This window comes from Pseudomonas sp. MWU318, from assembly GCF_016756945.1.
GTDB classification, from domain to species: domain Bacteria; phylum Pseudomonadota; class Gammaproteobacteria; order Pseudomonadales; family Pseudomonadaceae; genus Aquipseudomonas; species Aquipseudomonas putida_A.
This window is the reverse complement of sequence record NZ_JAESJL010000012.1, coordinates 60644-75200: the sequence shown is the minus strand read 5'-3', so window position 1 is coordinate 75200 and position 14557 is coordinate 60644. Positions and strand designations below refer to the sequence as shown.

The window sequence follows — 14557 nt, the reverse complement described above, 5'->3', positions numbered from 1 at the left end:
TGTAACGTCATGTAAGCATTCTCTTACATGACGTGCTGCTGTTCTCCCATAGGCGTAGATTGGATCCACAGCTAATCTACAACTCATGGACGTCGCGCAGGAAGCGCAAAGCAACAACACGGACACGTAGGATTCTGCCAGGGTGGCGGAGTGAAATGGATGTCAGGGAAACAGTCTGCAAAGCCCCGCTTCGGCGGGGTTTTCTTTTGCCTGAAGAAAAGTATCAGGCCAGCGGATCCAGTGGCGGCGCGGCTTTGAGCGGTTTGTCTTCACGCTGAATCACTTCTTCCAGCAACGTGCGCAGCAACGCCAAAGACGCCTGCTGGCGCTGCACATCGCGACACACCAGTCCAACCTTCAGCGGCACCCGTGGTTCGCTCAACGGCTTCCACAGCAGATCCTGCTCGTCGTATTCCCTCTGTGAGCGCCCGGGCAGCACCGTCGCCAGTCTGGTGTGCGGCAGACTGTCGAGAATCCCCAGCATATTGTTCAGCTCGGCCTGCACTTGCGGGCGCCGACCCAGGCTGGTCAGTTGCGCCTGCCAGATCTGCCGGATTTGAAACTCTTCTCCCAGCAGCAACATCGGTAATTCCGCTGCCTGCCGCATCGAGACCTTCTTGAATTCACGTAGTGGGTGATCCGCCGGGATGACCAGCGTCAGTTCGTCCTCGTACAGCATCACGCCATGCAGCCCCGGTTGGCGCGGCGGCAGGTAGCTGATGCCGATGTCCAGCGAGCCGTTGAGCAAACGGCGCTCGATCTCCAGGCCCGTCAGTTCATAGATCTGCACCACAAGATGCGGCTGCGCCTTGCGCACCCGTTCGAGCATTTGCGGCACAAGGCTGGTGTGCACGGTTTGCAGTACGCCGATCGCCAGCGTACGCAAGGCCTGCCCCTTGAAGTTGCCCAGCGCTTCCCGCGCCCGCTGCAAACCGTCGAGCAGCGGCACGGCGTGGTTGTACAGCGTGTGCGCGGCAAGGGTCGGCAACAGGCGTTTGCTGCTGCGTTCGAACAGCGTGACGTCGAGGTTCTGTTCGAGCTGACGAATCTGCTGCGACAGTGCCGGTTGCGAAATCGACAGGCGTTCGGCCGCGCGGCCAACATGACCCTCTTCATAGACCGCGACGAAATAACGCAGTTGTTTGAAATCCATAAGTAATGCTTATCGAAAATGCTGGTAAATCGAAATGGCCCGAAGCCGTCAGTGAGCCTAGTCTAACCGCAATCACAAGGCTTACAGGGCCAGAGAGCGCGATGAATAGCGTTTGCTTCGACAGTGTTTGCATAGGCGGTTCAAAAAACCTCAAGCGAGGTTTTTTGCAATGAATCTGTTCAGTCTGCGGCGTCAGGCGCCGAGTCTCGATGACCTCGCTTTCGAGGCCGGTCCACCCCAGGCAGGCGATAGCCTGAATGCCGAGCGACTGATGCGCAGCGTCGAGCGACCGGCGCAGGTCTTCGTGCGTGGCCAGGGCTCTTGGTTGTGGGACAGCAACGACCGCGCTTATCTCGACTTCTCCCAGGCCGGCGGCGCCAACAGCCTCGGCCACAGCCCTTCGGCCCTGGTCAAAGCCATCTCCAGTCAGGCCCAGGCGCTGATCAATCCCGGTTTCAATCTGCACAACCGAGGCATGCTCAGCCTTGCCGAACGCCTGTGCGCCAGCACCTCCAGCGATCAGGCTTACCTGCTCAACAGCGGCAGCGAGGCCTGTGAGGCGGCGATCAAACTGGCGCGCAAATGGGGCCAACTGCATCGTGGCGGCGCCTCGCGGATCATTGTTGCGAAGCAAGGTTGTCATGGCCGCAGCCTGGCAACGATTTCCGCGTCGGACAGTTGCAACCTGCACAACCGCTTCGCACCGTTGCTGCCGGGTTTCGATCTGGTGCCGTTCAATGACTTGCCAGCGTTACATGCCGCCGTCGATGCGCAAACCGTGGCAATCATGCTCGAACCGATCCAGAGCGATGCCGGGGTGATTCCGGCCACCGAGCATTACCTCAAGGGCGTCGAGCGTCTGTGCCGCGAGCTGGGCATTCTGCTGATTCTCGACGAGGTTCAGACCGGTATAGGTCGCTGCGGCACTTTGCTCGCGGAACAGTCCTACGGCGTGCGCGCCGATATCGTCGTGCTCGGCAAGGGCCTCGGCGGCGGTGTTCCTCTGGCGGCGATATTGGCCCGTGGCAAGGCCTGCTGTTTTGACGCCGGGGAACTGGGCGGCACTCATCACGGCAACGCGCTGATGACAGCGGCCGGTCTGGTGGTGCTCGATAGCGTGCAGGATCGGGCATTTCTCGAGCAGGTCAAAGACCTCGGCCAGCACCTGCGCGAGGGACTTGCTCGTCTGGCGCACCGTTATGGCCACGGTGAACTGCGTGGGCAAGGTCTGTTCTGGGGACTGAGCCTGTCAGAGGATTCCGCTGATGCCGTAGTCAATGCCTCCTTGCACGAAGGCCTGCTGCTCAACGCGCCGCAAGCCAACTGCCTGCGTTTCACTCCGGCACTCACCGTCAGCAAGGCCAACATCGACGAAATGCTCCTGCGCCTGGCCCGCGCCTTCTCGCGAGTGCGTACCGCGCAACTGCAATGCCGCAAAGGGATTGCAGTCTGAGCTGAAGTTTCCTACCCGATTTGAAGAACCGTCTCGCGGTATAACGCACGCCCCACGCCTGATTCTTTTGGCGTGGGGCGTTTTTTTGTGCCCATGGTGGCGATCAAATGGCGTTTGCACTGAACCCTGAAGAACGGCGCAGGTCGATTAGCTTGTATGGCTCATGTGAGCCAACCCCCATTCAGGAGCTGACCCATGGACTTCATTCGTATCATCATCGCTATTCTGTTGCCGCCACTGGGTGTGTTTCTGCAGGTCGGGTTCGGCGGGGCGTTCTGGCTGAACATTCTGCTGACGCTGTGCGGTTACATCCCGGGGATCGTGCATGCGGTGTACATCATCGCCAAGCGCTGAGTTCAGCGGCACCTGATAGATAGCTTTCGCGAGCAGGCTCGCTCCCACAGGGGATTTTGTGCACAACACAGATCCAATGTGGGAGCGAGCCTGCTCGCGAATGGGACGACGCTATTTTGAATGGGGGCAGCGATCAGTCCACCAACCCCATCACCCGCCGATAAAACTTCCACTCCTGCTCCAACGCATGCGCCTGATTCACCGCCCGGCGAAAGCCATGGCGTTCCTCGGCGTAGTAATGCGCCTCGACCGGGATGCCGTTTTGCTCCAGCGCCGCGACCATGTCGCGGGTCTGTTGCGGCACCACCACCGCATCCAGTTCTCCCTGAAAGAAAATCACCGGCACTCGGATGTTGCTCGCGTGCAGTAGCGGCGTGCGGGCGGCGTAGCGCTCGGCGTCCTGCTCAGGATCACCGATCAGCCAGTCCAGATAATCACCTTCAAACTTGTGGGTCGCCTGGGCCAGTGCCACCGGGTCGCTGACGCCATAGAGGCTGGCGCCCGCGCGGAACACCTGCTGAAACGCCAACGCGCATAACGTGGTGTAACCCCCGGCACTGCCCCCGCGAATAAAGGCGCGTGCTCCGTCGATCAGACCTTGTTCGGCCAGATATTCCACCACCGCGCAAGCATCCTCGACATCCACCTCACCCCAACTCAGATGCAACGCCTGACGGTATTCGCGGCCATAACCGCTGCTGCCGCGATAGTTGAGATCGGCGACGGCGAAGCCGCGTTGCGTCCAGTACTGAATGCGCGGGTCGAGCATCGGGTAGCAGGCCGAGGTCGGACCGCCGTGGATGAACACCACCAGCGGCGGCTGGGCTTCGTCGTTCATCGCCGGATAGAAAAATCCGTGAGCCTCACCGCTGCCGCTTGGGTAGCGCAAGGTCTGCGGACGGCTGATGCGCTCGGCCGGCAAAGGTGCAACACCCCCAGCCAGCACTTGCACCGAGCGGGTCGAGCGATCGATGGCGATCACCGCAGAAGGGCTGATCGGCGAAGCGGCGATGCAATAGATAAATTGCTGATCCAGCGCCAGATGCCGAAAGCGGCTGTAGTCGCCGGTAAAGTCTTCGCCGTCGAGCGCCAGGCGACCAAAACCGCCTTCGCTCCAACTTGCCAGAAACGAATCGCCTACCGGCAACCAGGTACTGCCACCCATTTGCCACGGGGCGGGCGCATGATCGGCTTCGGCACAGGGCAGTCGCTGCAAACCGTCGGACGTTTCGCCCCACGGCTGCCAGAAACCGCCGCGATCAGTCAGGCATAACAAGCGTCCTTTCGCGTCGAACCGCGGTTGCTGGATCGACTCTTCAAGGTCAGCCCCCGTCACGCAACGCGGTGCGCCAAAGCCACCCTCAGCCAGACGCTCGGCCACCATCAATCGCGTGGATGTCCAAGGCTGATGCGGCCGACTCCACTCGATCCAGGCCAGTCGCGAACCGTCCGGGCTGATGGTCGGCGCAGCGTAAAAGTCAGCACCTTCCGCCAGCAAATGCCGCGTGCCATCAGCCAGATCAATCGCTACCAGCCGATGCTGGTCGCGCAGTTCCTCAACCGCCAGCACCTGGCCGAAAGCACAATGCAGATCGCCATAACGACACTCGCCAGAAGTCAGCACCTCGGGCGCGCCATCCAGCGTCTGCCGATACAACTGCTGATCCGCCTCATTGACGAAAACCACCCCGTCCGGCGTCAGACAAAACGCGCCACCGCCATATTCGTACACCCGGCTGCGCACACTGAAGCCATTCGGCGTCAGACATTTCGCCACGCCGTCGCGCCAGTGCCAGATCCGGCACGCAGCATCTTCGGGGCGATATTCATTCCAGAACAAACCGTGGGCACCGAGTTGCAGTTCGGCGAAATCCATTCCGGCGGCGACAGCCTGGGCGGCGCTGAAAGGCTCAGCCCTTGGCGATGAGGCGTGAGTTTCGTTCATTACGGAAGGCCAGTTGTTCGATGGTCTGGGTGGCGTGCTCAGCTTCTTCGCGGGCCGCGAGGATCACGCCGTGATGTTCGGATTTGCTGCACACCGGGTCGGCATTGCTCGCGTCACCCGTCAGCATGAACGCCTGACAGCGGCAGCCACCGAAATCCTGTTCTTTTTCGTCGCAGGAGCGGCATGGCTCAGGCATCCAGTCGTAACCGCGAAAGCGGTTGAAACCGAACGAGTCGTACCAGATGTGCTGCATGCTGTGGTCGCGCACGTTGGGAAATTGTACCGGCAGCTGTCGGGCACCATGACAGGGCAGGGCAGTACCGTCCGGAGTCACCGTCAGAAAAATACTGCCCCAGCCGTTCATGCAGGCTTTCGGGCGTTCTTCGTAGTAGTCCGGGGTGACGAAAATCAGCTTGCACGGATGCCCTTCGGCTTCCAGTTTGGCGCGGTATTCGTTGGTGATGCGTTCGGCGCGCACCAGTTGCTCCTTGGTCGGCAACAGGCCGACACGGTTGAGCTGTGCCCAGCCGTAGAACTGGCAGGTGGCGAGTTCGACGAAGTCCGCTTCGAGCGCAATACACAGCTCGATGATGCGGTCGATCTTGTCGATGTTGTGCCGGTGGGTGACGAAGTTCAGCACCATCGGATAGCCGTGGGCCTTCACCGCCCGAGCCATTTCCAGCTTCTGCGCGAAAGCCTTCTTCGAGCCGGCGAGCAGGTTGTTCACTTGCTCGTCGCTGGCCTGGAAACTGATCTGGATGTGATCGAGACCAGCCTTCTTGAAGTCACTGATCTTCTGCTCGGTCAGGCCGATGCCGGAGGTGATCAGGTTGGTGTAGAAACCCAACTGCCGCGCTTCGCGGATCAGCTCGGCGAGGTCCTGACGCACCAGCGGTTCGCCACCGGAAAAGCCCAGTTGCGCCGCGCCCATCTCCCGCGCTTCGCGGAAGACCTTGATCCACTGCTCGGTGCTCAGCTCTTTGCCCTGCTCGGCGAAATCCAGCGGATTGGAGCAGTACGGGCATTGCAGCGGGCAACGGTAAGTCAGCTCGGCGAGCAACCACAGCGGCAGGCCGACTTCAGATTTTGGCGGTACTTGCACCGATGCTTCAGGCAAGTTCGATCCAGTGCTGCGCACGGGCAACCTCCATGAATTGCTCGATGTCTTCACCGAGCTCGGGCACGCCGGGAAACTGCTCGTCGAGTTTGGCGATGATCGCCGCGACATCGCGTTCACCGTCGATCAAGCCGCCGATCAGCGCGGCGCTGTCGTTGAGCTTGATCATGCCCTCGGGGTAGAGCAGCACGTGGCCTTTTTGCGCCGGTTCATACTGAAAACGGTAACCGGGACGCCAGGTCGGGATCTTGCTGCGATCAAAACTCATAGGGTGATTCCTTTGTGCCAGACCCGCTGCTCGGTGACGCTGTGATACGGCGGGCGGTTCAGTTCGTAAGCCATGCTCATGGCATCGAGCATGCTCCAAAGAATGTCCAGTTTGAACTGGAGAATTTCCAGCATGCGCTCCTGACCCTCGCGGGTCTTGTAGTGCTCGAGCGTGATCGCCAGACCATGCTCGACATCGCGCCGCGCTTGACCGAGGCGAGTGCGGAAATATTCGTAACCGGCCGGGTCGATCCACGGGTAATGCTGCGGCCAACTGTCGAGGCGCGACTGGTGGATCTGCGGCGCGAACAGTTCGGTCAACGAACTGCTGGCGGCTTCCTGCCAACTGGCGCGGCGGGCGAAGTTGACGTAGGCATCGACGGCGAAACGCACGCCGGGCAGCACCAGTTCCTGGGAGCGCAGTTGATCCGGGTCGAGGCCGACCGCCTGACCGAGGCGCAGCCACGCTTCGATCCCGCCGTCTTCACCGGGGGCGCCGTCGTGGTCGAGCAGGCGTTGAATCCACTCGCGACGGATCTCGCGATCCGGGCAATTAGCGAGGATCGCCGCGTCTTTCAGGGGGATGTTCACCTGATAGTAGAAGCGGTTGGCGACCCAGCCCTGAATCTGCTCGCGGGTGGCACGGCCCTCGTACATCGCCACGTGATACGGGTGGTAGATGTGGTAATAGGCGCCTTTGGCGCGCAGGGCCGCTTCGAATTCGGTGGGGGACAGCGGGGTGTCGGTCATTGCGGTTCTCCGGGGAACAACCGTTAAAATCCTGGGTGTCTGGTCGGACGTCATCGCTGGCAAGCCAGCTCCCACAGTTTTTGTGTACGCCACAGAACCCTGTGGGAGCTGGCTTGCCAGCGATGGGGCCATCCGCTACAGCACAATACTCATGCCATCAAACGCCACTTCAACATTACGCCGCGCCAGCTCCGCGCGCTCCGGCGAATCTTCATCGAGAATCGGGTTGGTGTTGTTGATGTGGATAAGCACCTTGCGCTGCTCGGGCGACTGCTCCAGCACTTCGAGCATGCCGCCGGGGCCGTTCTGCGCCAGGTGGCCCATCTCGCGACCGGTGCGGGTGCCGACGCCACGGCGCTGCATTTCATCGTCATCCCACAGCGTGCCGTCCACCAGCAGGCAATCACTGCCGGCCATGATTTCCAGCAGCGGCGCGTCGACCTTGCCTAGACCCGGGGCGTAAAACAGTTTGCCGCCCGTGTTGAGGTCTTCGACGATCAGGCCGATGTTGTCGCCCGGGTGCGGGTCGAAACGGTGCGGCGAATACGGTGGCGCGGCGCTGCGCAATGGCAGCGGGGTGAAACGCAGGTTCGGGCAGGCAGCGACAGTGAAGCTCTGGTCGAGCTCGATGCGATTCCAGTTCAGTCCGCCGTTCCAGTGGGTCAGCATCTTGAACAGCGGGAAACCGGTGCTCAAATCTTCGTGAACCATGTCCGTGCACCAGACCTCATGCGGGCAGCCTTCGCGCAGGCTGAGCAGGCCGGTGGTGTGGTCGATCTGGCTGTCCATCAGGATGATCGCGCTGATGCCGGTGTCGCGCAGTGCTCGGCCCGGTTGCATCGGGGCGAAGCTCTGCAGTTGCGCGCGGATGTCCGGCGAAGCGTTGCACAGCACCCAGTTCACGCCATCATCGGAAATTGCGATGGACGATTGGGTACGGGCCTTGGCGTTCAGGCTGCCGTCGCGAAAGCCTGCGCAATTGACGCAGTTGCAGTTCCACTGCGGAAATCCGCCACCGGCGGCCGAACCCAGAATCTGGACGAACATGTACGCTCCCATCTTTCAACGCTGAAAATAAAACGCCCCGGCGAGCCGAGGCGTTGCACTGCAAGTCTGCGTAGGCAGAACTCAGCGGCTGGCGAAGTACATGGTGACTTCGAAGCCGATACGCAGGTCGGTGTAAGCCGGTTTTGTCCAGGACATAAGGTGACTCCTCATTGGGTGGGTGGGATAGCGCTATCCATAGGTATAGTCCACGGCAGCGCAGGGATGTTCCAAATAGTTAGGCTGCTATGTTACTCAAAATTTCAACGGTATTGCCCGTGAATCTTTGAGAAAGCTCCTTGCAGCCTTGGTAATGATCATTTTGTCGCTTGCCACGGCGCGCCGGGTGACGATTCGCTGGCCAGGCAGCGCCAGCCGCCCTCGGCGTTGAGCAAGCGCTGCGCTGCCGCCAGCAATGCTGAGCGTTTCAGTTGACCAATGGCCGTGTGCAGTTGCGCCAGATAATCCGACGAGTGGCCAGCGAGCTTGGCCTGCCACAGCAGCTCGGCGGCGTCTTTGCTGGACAGATGACTCTCAGCGAACTGATCCGCGAGTGACTGTCGTTGTTGGGTGAAGTGCTCTTCATCGAGGTTTTCGATCAGCGCTGGAATGCCCTTGAGGAACTGCTGGATATGGCCGAGCAGCTCAACTGGCGCAGTATCTGGCGACTGCACGCCGAACAGCAATCCACTCTGACCATGCATCTGCCGCAAGGCGCTGAACACGGCGTAGCCCAATTGCAATTCGACCCGCAGGCGCTGATAAAACGGGGTCTGACACAGTTGCGCGAGCAGGCGCCAGGCGGCTTCGTCGGCGATCTCGCGGCTGGCGGTCGGGCAGAACAGCAGCAAGGCGTGTTCGCTGGACACGCTATCGATGTGGCTCCACAGATGTTGCGTATTGATCGTCGGCGCTGCCGACAATTGATTGTCCGGTGTGCCGGGGATGCGGCTCAGGGCCAGGCCCATGGCCGATTGCGTCTGTGCGTTGAGGCCAAGGGCCAGTCCGTCCCAGCGCGAATTTGTCCACAGCTGTCTGGCGTCGTTCGACTCGACGGCCGATGGCAGACAATATTCAGGCAACGCCTTGAGCAACTGGCGGATCGGTATCAACGGCGCTTCTGGCTCTACGCTCGCTGAATCGGCGTCAATTTGCGTCAGACATTTCAGCGCGTGTTCGAGGACACTGGGCATCGGCTCCTGCAGGCCCGTCAGTTTCAGCAGCCACTGCGTGCCGGTGGCACTGAACGCCAACTCGACGCCGGCCTGCCGCGCATCTTCCTGCGTTTCCCGCAGACTGCGTCGCAGCTTGCCTTGCAGATCTGTGCCGGCCGCCGCCTGCGTTTGCCAACGCAAGTAAATCGCGCCGTGGTCGCTATGATCCGGCAACGCCTGGCTGAATTGCATCGGCGAACGCTCACGCCGACCGCGCGAGCGATCCTGAGCGAAAGTCCGCAAGCCACGATGGGCGCTGGTCTGGCCGCGAATCAGGCCGGCGTTGGCCAGCGGCTCGTTGGAGCCTAGAAAAGGATTGGCGGCAGGCAGGTGCCAATGGTCGCTGAAGTTATCCACAACACCGATGTCGCGCAGGATCTGTTTGAGCGCGACCACGCCGTTTTCCGACAGACCGTTTTCGCGTTGTTCACTGTCGAGCCGCGCCAGTTGCAGGGCGCCGCTGATTTGCTGCTGACGCTCACGCAGCTTGGTGTATTCCTCGCGCAACGCTGCCCAGTCCTGTTGCGCGGCAAAGAAGCTCAACCAGTCCAGAAACTGTTCACGAATGGCGCTGAAGGATTCGGCTGGGGTGGTGAATTGCAGATGCAGCAACGCTTGCCCGGCGAACTGATACAGCGGCACGGCTTTCAAACCGTCCGCGAGGCGTTGTTGCTGCAAATGGGCGAGCAGCCCGCCGGGCTTGGCGCTGTTCAGCCAATGGCAGAGAAACGCCAGCGCTTCGGCGGACGAGTCGGGCAGCGCTTCGAAAGCGAACAACAGATTGCCGCTTCGCTCGCCGACCTGTTGATAACTTTTTACCGCCAATGGCAGCGGCGCTGCTTGCTCGACCTTATCCCCAACCGGCAGCACGGCGGCGAACTGCTGCGCCAGTTCGCGCAATTCCTCGATGCTCTGCGACCCGACCAGGCTCAGCGTCATTTGTCCGGTGCGATAAAACTGCCGGTGGAAATCTTTCAGCGCCTGTTGAAACGCTGGTAAATCAACTTTCAGGCTGTCGCGATTTCCCGCATGAAACCCGCGCAGCGGATGTGTGGCCGGCAATCCCTCGTACAGCGCCAGTTCCTGCTGAGCCGTGGGATCTTGCGACCACGCGACAAATTCTGCGTCCAGCACTTCGCGTTCGCGCAACTGATCGTCCGGATTCATACGCGGCTGGGCGAGCATGTCTGACAGGCGCTCGAGCCCGGCACTGAAGGCGGAGGTCGGCAGTTCGAAGAAAAAGTCGGTGGTGCGTTCACGGGTGCTGGCATTCACTTGCCCACCGTGACTTTGCACGTAGGCCATCAGCGCCTGACTCGCAGGAAAACGCTCAGTGCCGAGAAACAGCAGATGCTCAAGGAAATGCGCCAGCCCCGGCCACTCCAGTGGCACATCATGGCTACCGGCAGCTACCCGCAACGCAGCGGCACTGCGCTTCAAGCCGGGCACCTGACGCAGGGTCACGCGCAAGCCGTTGGCCAGGGTTTCGGTGTGGGGGCGGGGGTGAGTCGGCGCAGGCATGGGCACTTCCAGAACAGTGAAGTGCCAATGCTAGCGGATTGTGTGGGGTCAGCGCTTGTTCAACGCGTGGTAAAGCTCTGGACGACGGTCGTTGAAGTAGCGATTGGCGGCGCGGGAGTCTGCCATCAACTGTCGATCCAGCTCACCGACGATCAATGCTTCATCGAGTCCGGCCTGGGCGATACGGCTGCCGTCCGGCGCGGCGATGCTGCTTTGTCCGCAATAGTGGATCTCGCCTTCCTGCCCGCAATAATTGGCGTACGCCACGTAACACTGGTTTTCGAAGGCGCGGGAACGCACGGTGACGTCGGCGACGAAATCGAACGGAATCATGTTTGCCGTCGGTACCAGGATCAGCTCGGCGCCGGCCAGGGCCAGGCGTCGTGCGTTCTCCGGAAATTCCAGGTCGTAGCAGATCAGGAAACCGAGCTTCCAGCCATTGAGCTCAACCACCGGAAACGCATCCTCCCCGGGGCTGAACATTGACCGATCGAGATCGCCGAAAAGATGGGTCTTGCGGTAATTGCACAGGCGCTCGCCGTGCGCGTCGATCAACTGCACGGCGTTGTAGATCTGCCCGTCGGCCGTGCGCTCGGGGTATCCGTAAGCGATCGCCAGCCCGGCGGCTTTGGCGATTCGACCGATCTGTTGCGCCCATTCACCGTTGTAGACCTCGGCCCGCGTACTGACTGCCTCGGCGCCGATGTTGTAGCCGGTCAGGAACATCTCCGGCAGCACCAGCAGGTCGGCACCCTTGGCCTCCATCGCCAGTTGCTGCAGGCGATGCAGGTTGGCGGCGGGTTCCAGGGGCAGCGGTGGACATTGGTAAAGGGCGACACGCATCGGGGAATCCTCTTACTCGGGCAGGGCGATAGGGCCGATGTCTTTGAACACATCACCCGGGCCCGGGTTCTCTTTATGTGTCGAACCGCCGAAATGCTTCATGATCCCCCACACCGCGTTGAGCGAAGTCTGCACCGCGCCTTCGACCCATGCCGGCGTCCACGACACGTCGTCACCGGCGATGAAAATCCCCCGCTGCTCCGCCGGCATGTCGTCCTGCATGAAGTGCGCGTACATGCGCTGGTTGTAGCGATAGTGGCCGGGCAGGGCGCCTTTGAATGCGCCGAGGAAGTACGGGTCGGCTTCCCACGACACGGTGATCGGATCGCCGATGATCCGCGCGGCGATATCGACTTTCGGGTAGATCTTCTTCAGCGCGTTCAACGCCAGCTCTACGCGTTTTTCCACCGGGTGCGGCAGCATCTTCAGTGCATCGCTCATCCACGAGTAGGACAGGCAGATCACCCCCGGCTTATCGTCACCGTTGTCGAACAGATAGGTGCCGCGGGTCAGGCGATCGGTGAGGGTCATGCTCATCAGGTCGCGACCGGTTTCCGGATCCTTGTCCTTCCAGAATGGCCGGTCGACCATGACGAAGGTCTTCGACGACTGCATGTAGCGCGTGCGATCCAGCGCCATCCACATCTTCTGCGAAAACAGGGTTTCGTCGCATTCGATCTGGGTGGTCAGCAGCCAGCTCTGGCAGGTGGTCAGCACGGCGGCGTACTCGCGGGTGTCGCCGTTGTTGTCGGTGACGGCGAAACGGCCGTCCGGCGCGTGAGCGATTTTCTTCACGCCGGAACGTGGCGCGCCCCGGTGCAGGGATTTCAGGCTGGTGCCTTCCGGCCAGTGCACGCAGCGCTCCGGCACATGGCGCCAGATGCCTTGCGGCACTTGTTCCACACCGCCAACCACCAGATGCTGGTGATCGTCGCAGTTGGTCATCACCACGCGGAAGATTTCCAGCATCGAATTGGGGAAGTCCGAGTCCCAGCCGCCAGTGCCGAAACCGACCTGACCGAACACTTCGCGGTGATGGAACGACAGTTTGGCGAAGGCCTTGGAGGTGGCCACGAAGTCGTAGAACGTGCGGTCGTCCCACAGCGGAACGAGTTTATTCCACAGTTCTTTGAGGCGTGGTACGTCGCGCTCACGGATCGCTTGCTGGATATCAGCGAACTGCGAGCCAGCCTCCAGCGCATCCGCCCAGGCGTCAGCCACTTCCTGGAACAGTGCAGGAAGATCCTTCAGGCTTTGTGCGTAATGGGTTTTGCCTTCGAGATCGATCACCGTGCTGCCGGAGGCCGGCGTCAGCGGGTTCGGGAACGGTTTGGTCTCGAGACCGAGCTTGTCGACGTAGTGATAAAACGCAGTTGAGGACACCGGGAAACGCATGCCACCCAGTTCCGCGACGATGCCGTCGGTGCCGTTGAACGCTTGCGAACGCAGGCGGCCACCCAGTTTCGAGGCCTCGTACACCACTGGTTTCAAGCCGAGCTTCATCAGTTCGTAGGCGGCCACCAGACCCGCGATACCGGCGCCGACAATCGCCACTTCAGCGCCATGGTGCTGTTCAGGAATGCTGCCGAGACCGGCCGGGTGTTCGATCCATTCGTCGAAGGCGAACGGAAAGTCCGGGCCGAAAATGGTGACGGGTTTCTTACCGTCTGCAGGATGGCGATTGTTCTTGTTCATGGCTGACCTTGCTGGCGACCCGACGCAGGATGCGCGTCTGAGTATAGGAAAAGATGCCAGCCATTCTAGGGAGCGTAGAACACGTTAATAAGACGCAAAGTGTCGTCGTTTTGCCAGTTAATTGATTAATATGACGATTAATGACTACATTCCGACCAAATGTAGGAGTGAGCCTGCTCGCGATGAGGCCATCAAGCTCACCAGCGCTCAAACCGGCTGCCCCCGATCAATCTTGCTGCTCAAAATGATCGAGGTCGTGGTCTTCTCCACCCCATCCACACTGCCAATCTGGTCCAGCAACTGATCCAGTTGCTCCGGCGAGTCGGTGCGCAACCACGCCACATAATCAAATTCGCCACTCACCGCACACAACTGCTGCACCTGCGCCATCGCACTCAAGCGACGCAGCACTTCCTTGCCAGAACGCGGCTGCACCTTGATCCCGACATAAGCCTGCAACCCGCCATCGACCACGCGCTGCCCCAAACGTACGCCATAACCGGTGATCACCTTGGCCCTCTCCAGCCGCGCCAACCGCGATGTGACGGTGGTCCGCGCAATGCCCAACTGCCGGGCAAGCATGGCCACGCTTTCGCGGGCGTTGATTTGCAGGGCGGCGATCAGTTGGCGGTCGATTTCGTCGAGTGCGGGGGGGCGGGTGTCGGGCAACGGTGTGGCTCCATGACTGTCGAGGGCGGATGAGTTTGCATGTTACAGGCACTATCGGCGACACGCTGCTGGCGCTGACTGAACACGTCACTTATGCGTGGAGGCAATCGTTGCGCCAAAACAAACATCAAATATCTGGTTTGACTTGCCGGGCCTATTTATCAAGAATGCCAACAAGAGCGCGAAATCTGCTGCCTTGCAGGGCTTTAGCGGACGTAGGTACCTCAGCGATGCTGCAACATCGGTGTAAGGTGAGACCTCTTCATCCCATTTCCTGAGGATGCAAATATCAGGATTCAAATATCGAGGGCAGCCAACGGGCTGCCCTTTTCTTTGTCTTCAAGAATGTACCGTTTGTACAAAAGATCGCCTTGGCGGTGCTTGTTCATTGCTCTTGACGGAGCGTGCATGAAATTCCAGAGGACGTGCCCGTTTCCCACATCGACCACTACGAGCATGTCGTTTTTTGCCTCATAGGCGTTGATGAATGCCAATCGGAAACCGCCATAGCATTCACAAGCATAAAAACAAT

General features: G+C 60.5%; 14 protein-coding genes. 2 read left to right on the top strand and 12 right to left on the bottom strand.

The window, feature by feature from the left end; genetic code table 11:
- Window positions 1-223: 223 nt before the first annotated feature.
- On the bottom strand, window positions 224-1153 hold the full coding sequence (locus JN524_RS24170) for a LysR family transcriptional regulator (protein WP_047596451.1): 930 nt from the start codon (window positions 1151-1153) through the stop codon (window positions 224-226).
- A 169-nt stretch (window positions 1154-1322) separates the two neighbouring features.
- Here JN524_RS24170 and JN524_RS24165 point away from each other — a divergent pair, with 169 nt between their 5' ends.
- Window positions 1323-2606 (top strand): aspartate aminotransferase family protein, encoded by a 1284-nt coding sequence (locus JN524_RS24165; RefSeq protein WP_202370963.1) that lies wholly within the window; start codon window positions 1323-1325, stop codon window positions 2604-2606.
- Window positions 2607-2801: 195 nt separating this feature from the next.
- Complete coding sequence (locus tag JN524_RS24160; RefSeq protein ID WP_003228885.1) at window positions 2802-2960, top strand: YqaE/Pmp3 family membrane protein; 159 nt, start codon at window positions 2802-2804, stop codon at window positions 2958-2960.
- 133 nt (window positions 2961-3093) lie between these two features.
- Here JN524_RS24160 and JN524_RS24155 read toward each other — a convergent pair whose 3' ends face one another.
- From JN524_RS24155 to JN524_RS24105, 11 genes are all read right to left on the bottom strand, one after another.
- On the bottom strand, window positions 3094-4905 hold the full coding sequence (locus tag JN524_RS24155) for a S9 family peptidase (RefSeq protein WP_202370962.1): 1812 nt from the start codon (window positions 4903-4905) through the stop codon (window positions 3094-3096).
- On the bottom strand, window positions 4871-6043 hold the full coding sequence (gene pqqE, locus JN524_RS24150; protein ID WP_202370961.1) for a pyrroloquinoline quinone biosynthesis protein PqqE: 1173 nt from the start codon (window positions 6041-6043) through the stop codon (window positions 4871-4873). The genes JN524_RS24155 and pqqE overlap by 35 nt, the downstream gene beginning before the upstream one ends.
- On the bottom strand, window positions 6015-6290 hold the full coding sequence (gene pqqD / locus JN524_RS24145) for a pyrroloquinoline quinone biosynthesis peptide chaperone PqqD (protein WP_003228880.1): 276 nt from the start codon (window positions 6288-6290) through the stop codon (window positions 6015-6017). The genes pqqE and pqqD overlap by 29 nt, the downstream gene beginning before the upstream one ends.
- Window positions 6287-7039 (bottom strand): pyrroloquinoline-quinone synthase PqqC, encoded by a 753-nt coding sequence (gene pqqC, locus JN524_RS24140; protein ID WP_003228879.1) that lies wholly within the window; start codon window positions 7037-7039, stop codon window positions 6287-6289. The genes pqqD and pqqC overlap by 4 nt, the downstream gene beginning before the upstream one ends.
- Before the next feature lie 135 nt (window positions 7040-7174).
- Window positions 7175-8086, bottom strand: coding sequence for a pyrroloquinoline quinone biosynthesis protein PqqB (gene pqqB / locus JN524_RS24135; RefSeq protein ID WP_202370960.1), 912 nt, complete (start codon window positions 8084-8086; stop codon window positions 7175-7177).
- A gap of 81 nt (window positions 8087-8167) precedes the next feature.
- On the bottom strand, window positions 8168-8242 hold the full coding sequence (gene pqqA, locus JN524_RS24130) for a pyrroloquinoline quinone precursor peptide PqqA (protein WP_003422658.1): 75 nt from the start codon (window positions 8240-8242) through the stop codon (window positions 8168-8170).
- A 158-nt stretch (window positions 8243-8400) separates the two neighbouring features.
- The gene (gene pqqF / locus JN524_RS24125; RefSeq protein ID WP_202370959.1) at window positions 8401-10818 is read right to left on the bottom strand and encodes a pyrroloquinoline quinone biosynthesis protein PqqF; all 2418 of its coding nucleotides are present in this window, start codon (window positions 10816-10818) and stop codon (window positions 8401-8403) included.
- A gap of 48 nt (window positions 10819-10866) precedes the next feature.
- Window positions 10867-11661 (bottom strand): carbon-nitrogen hydrolase family protein, encoded by a 795-nt coding sequence (locus JN524_RS24120; protein ID WP_202370958.1) that lies wholly within the window; start codon window positions 11659-11661, stop codon window positions 10867-10869.
- Window positions 11662-11673: 12 nt separating this feature from the next.
- Window positions 11674-13356, bottom strand: coding sequence for a flavin monoamine oxidase family protein (locus tag JN524_RS24115; RefSeq protein WP_202370957.1), 1683 nt, complete (start codon window positions 13354-13356; stop codon window positions 11674-11676).
- 207 nt (window positions 13357-13563) lie between these two features.
- Window positions 13564-14025, bottom strand: a complete 462-nt coding sequence (locus JN524_RS24110; RefSeq protein ID WP_027610706.1) for an Lrp/AsnC family transcriptional regulator — start codon at window positions 14023-14025, stop codon at window positions 13564-13566.
- Window positions 14026-14321: 296 nt separating this feature from the next.
- Window positions 14322-14519: a hypothetical protein gene (locus tag JN524_RS24105; protein ID WP_202371007.1), complete on the bottom strand. Its 198-nt coding sequence runs from the start codon at window positions 14517-14519 to the stop codon at window positions 14322-14324.
- Window positions 14520-14557 lie beyond the last annotated feature (38 nt).

Excerpts from the sequence above, each read along its gene's own strand:
- JN524_RS24165 (WP_202370963.1), top strand. The coding sequence starts at position 1,323 with ATGAATCTGTTCAGTCTGCGGCGTCAGGCGCCGAGTCTCGATGACCTC.
- pqqF (WP_202370959.1), bottom strand. The coding sequence starts at position 10,818 with ATGCCTGCGCCGACTCACCCCCGCCCCCACACCGAAACCCTGGCCAAC.
- JN524_RS24120 (WP_202370958.1), bottom strand. The coding sequence starts at position 11,661 with ATGCGTGTCGCCCTTTACCAATGTCCACCGCTGCCCCTGGAACCCGCC.
- pqqC (WP_003228879.1), bottom strand. The coding sequence starts at position 7,039 with ATGACCGACACCCCGCTGTCCCCCACCGAATTCGAAGCGGCCCTGCGC.
- pqqD (WP_003228880.1), bottom strand. The coding sequence starts at position 6,290 with ATGAGTTTTGATCGCAGCAAGATCCCGACCTGGCGTCCCGGTTACCGT.
- JN524_RS24160 (WP_003228885.1), top strand. The coding sequence starts at position 2,802 with ATGGACTTCATTCGTATCATCATCGCTATTCTGTTGCCGCCACTGGGT.
- JN524_RS24115 (WP_202370957.1), bottom strand. The coding sequence starts at position 13,356 with ATGAACAAGAACAATCGCCATCCTGCAGACGGTAAGAAACCCGTCACC.
- JN524_RS24155 (WP_202370962.1), bottom strand. The coding sequence starts at position 4,905 with ATGAACGAAACTCACGCCTCATCGCCAAGGGCTGAGCCTTTCAGCGCC.
- pqqB (WP_202370960.1), bottom strand. The coding sequence starts at position 8,086 with ATGTTCGTCCAGATTCTGGGTTCGGCCGCCGGTGGCGGATTTCCGCAG.
- JN524_RS24170 (WP_047596451.1), bottom strand. The coding sequence starts at position 1,153 with ATGGATTTCAAACAACTGCGTTATTTCGTCGCGGTCTATGAAGAGGGT.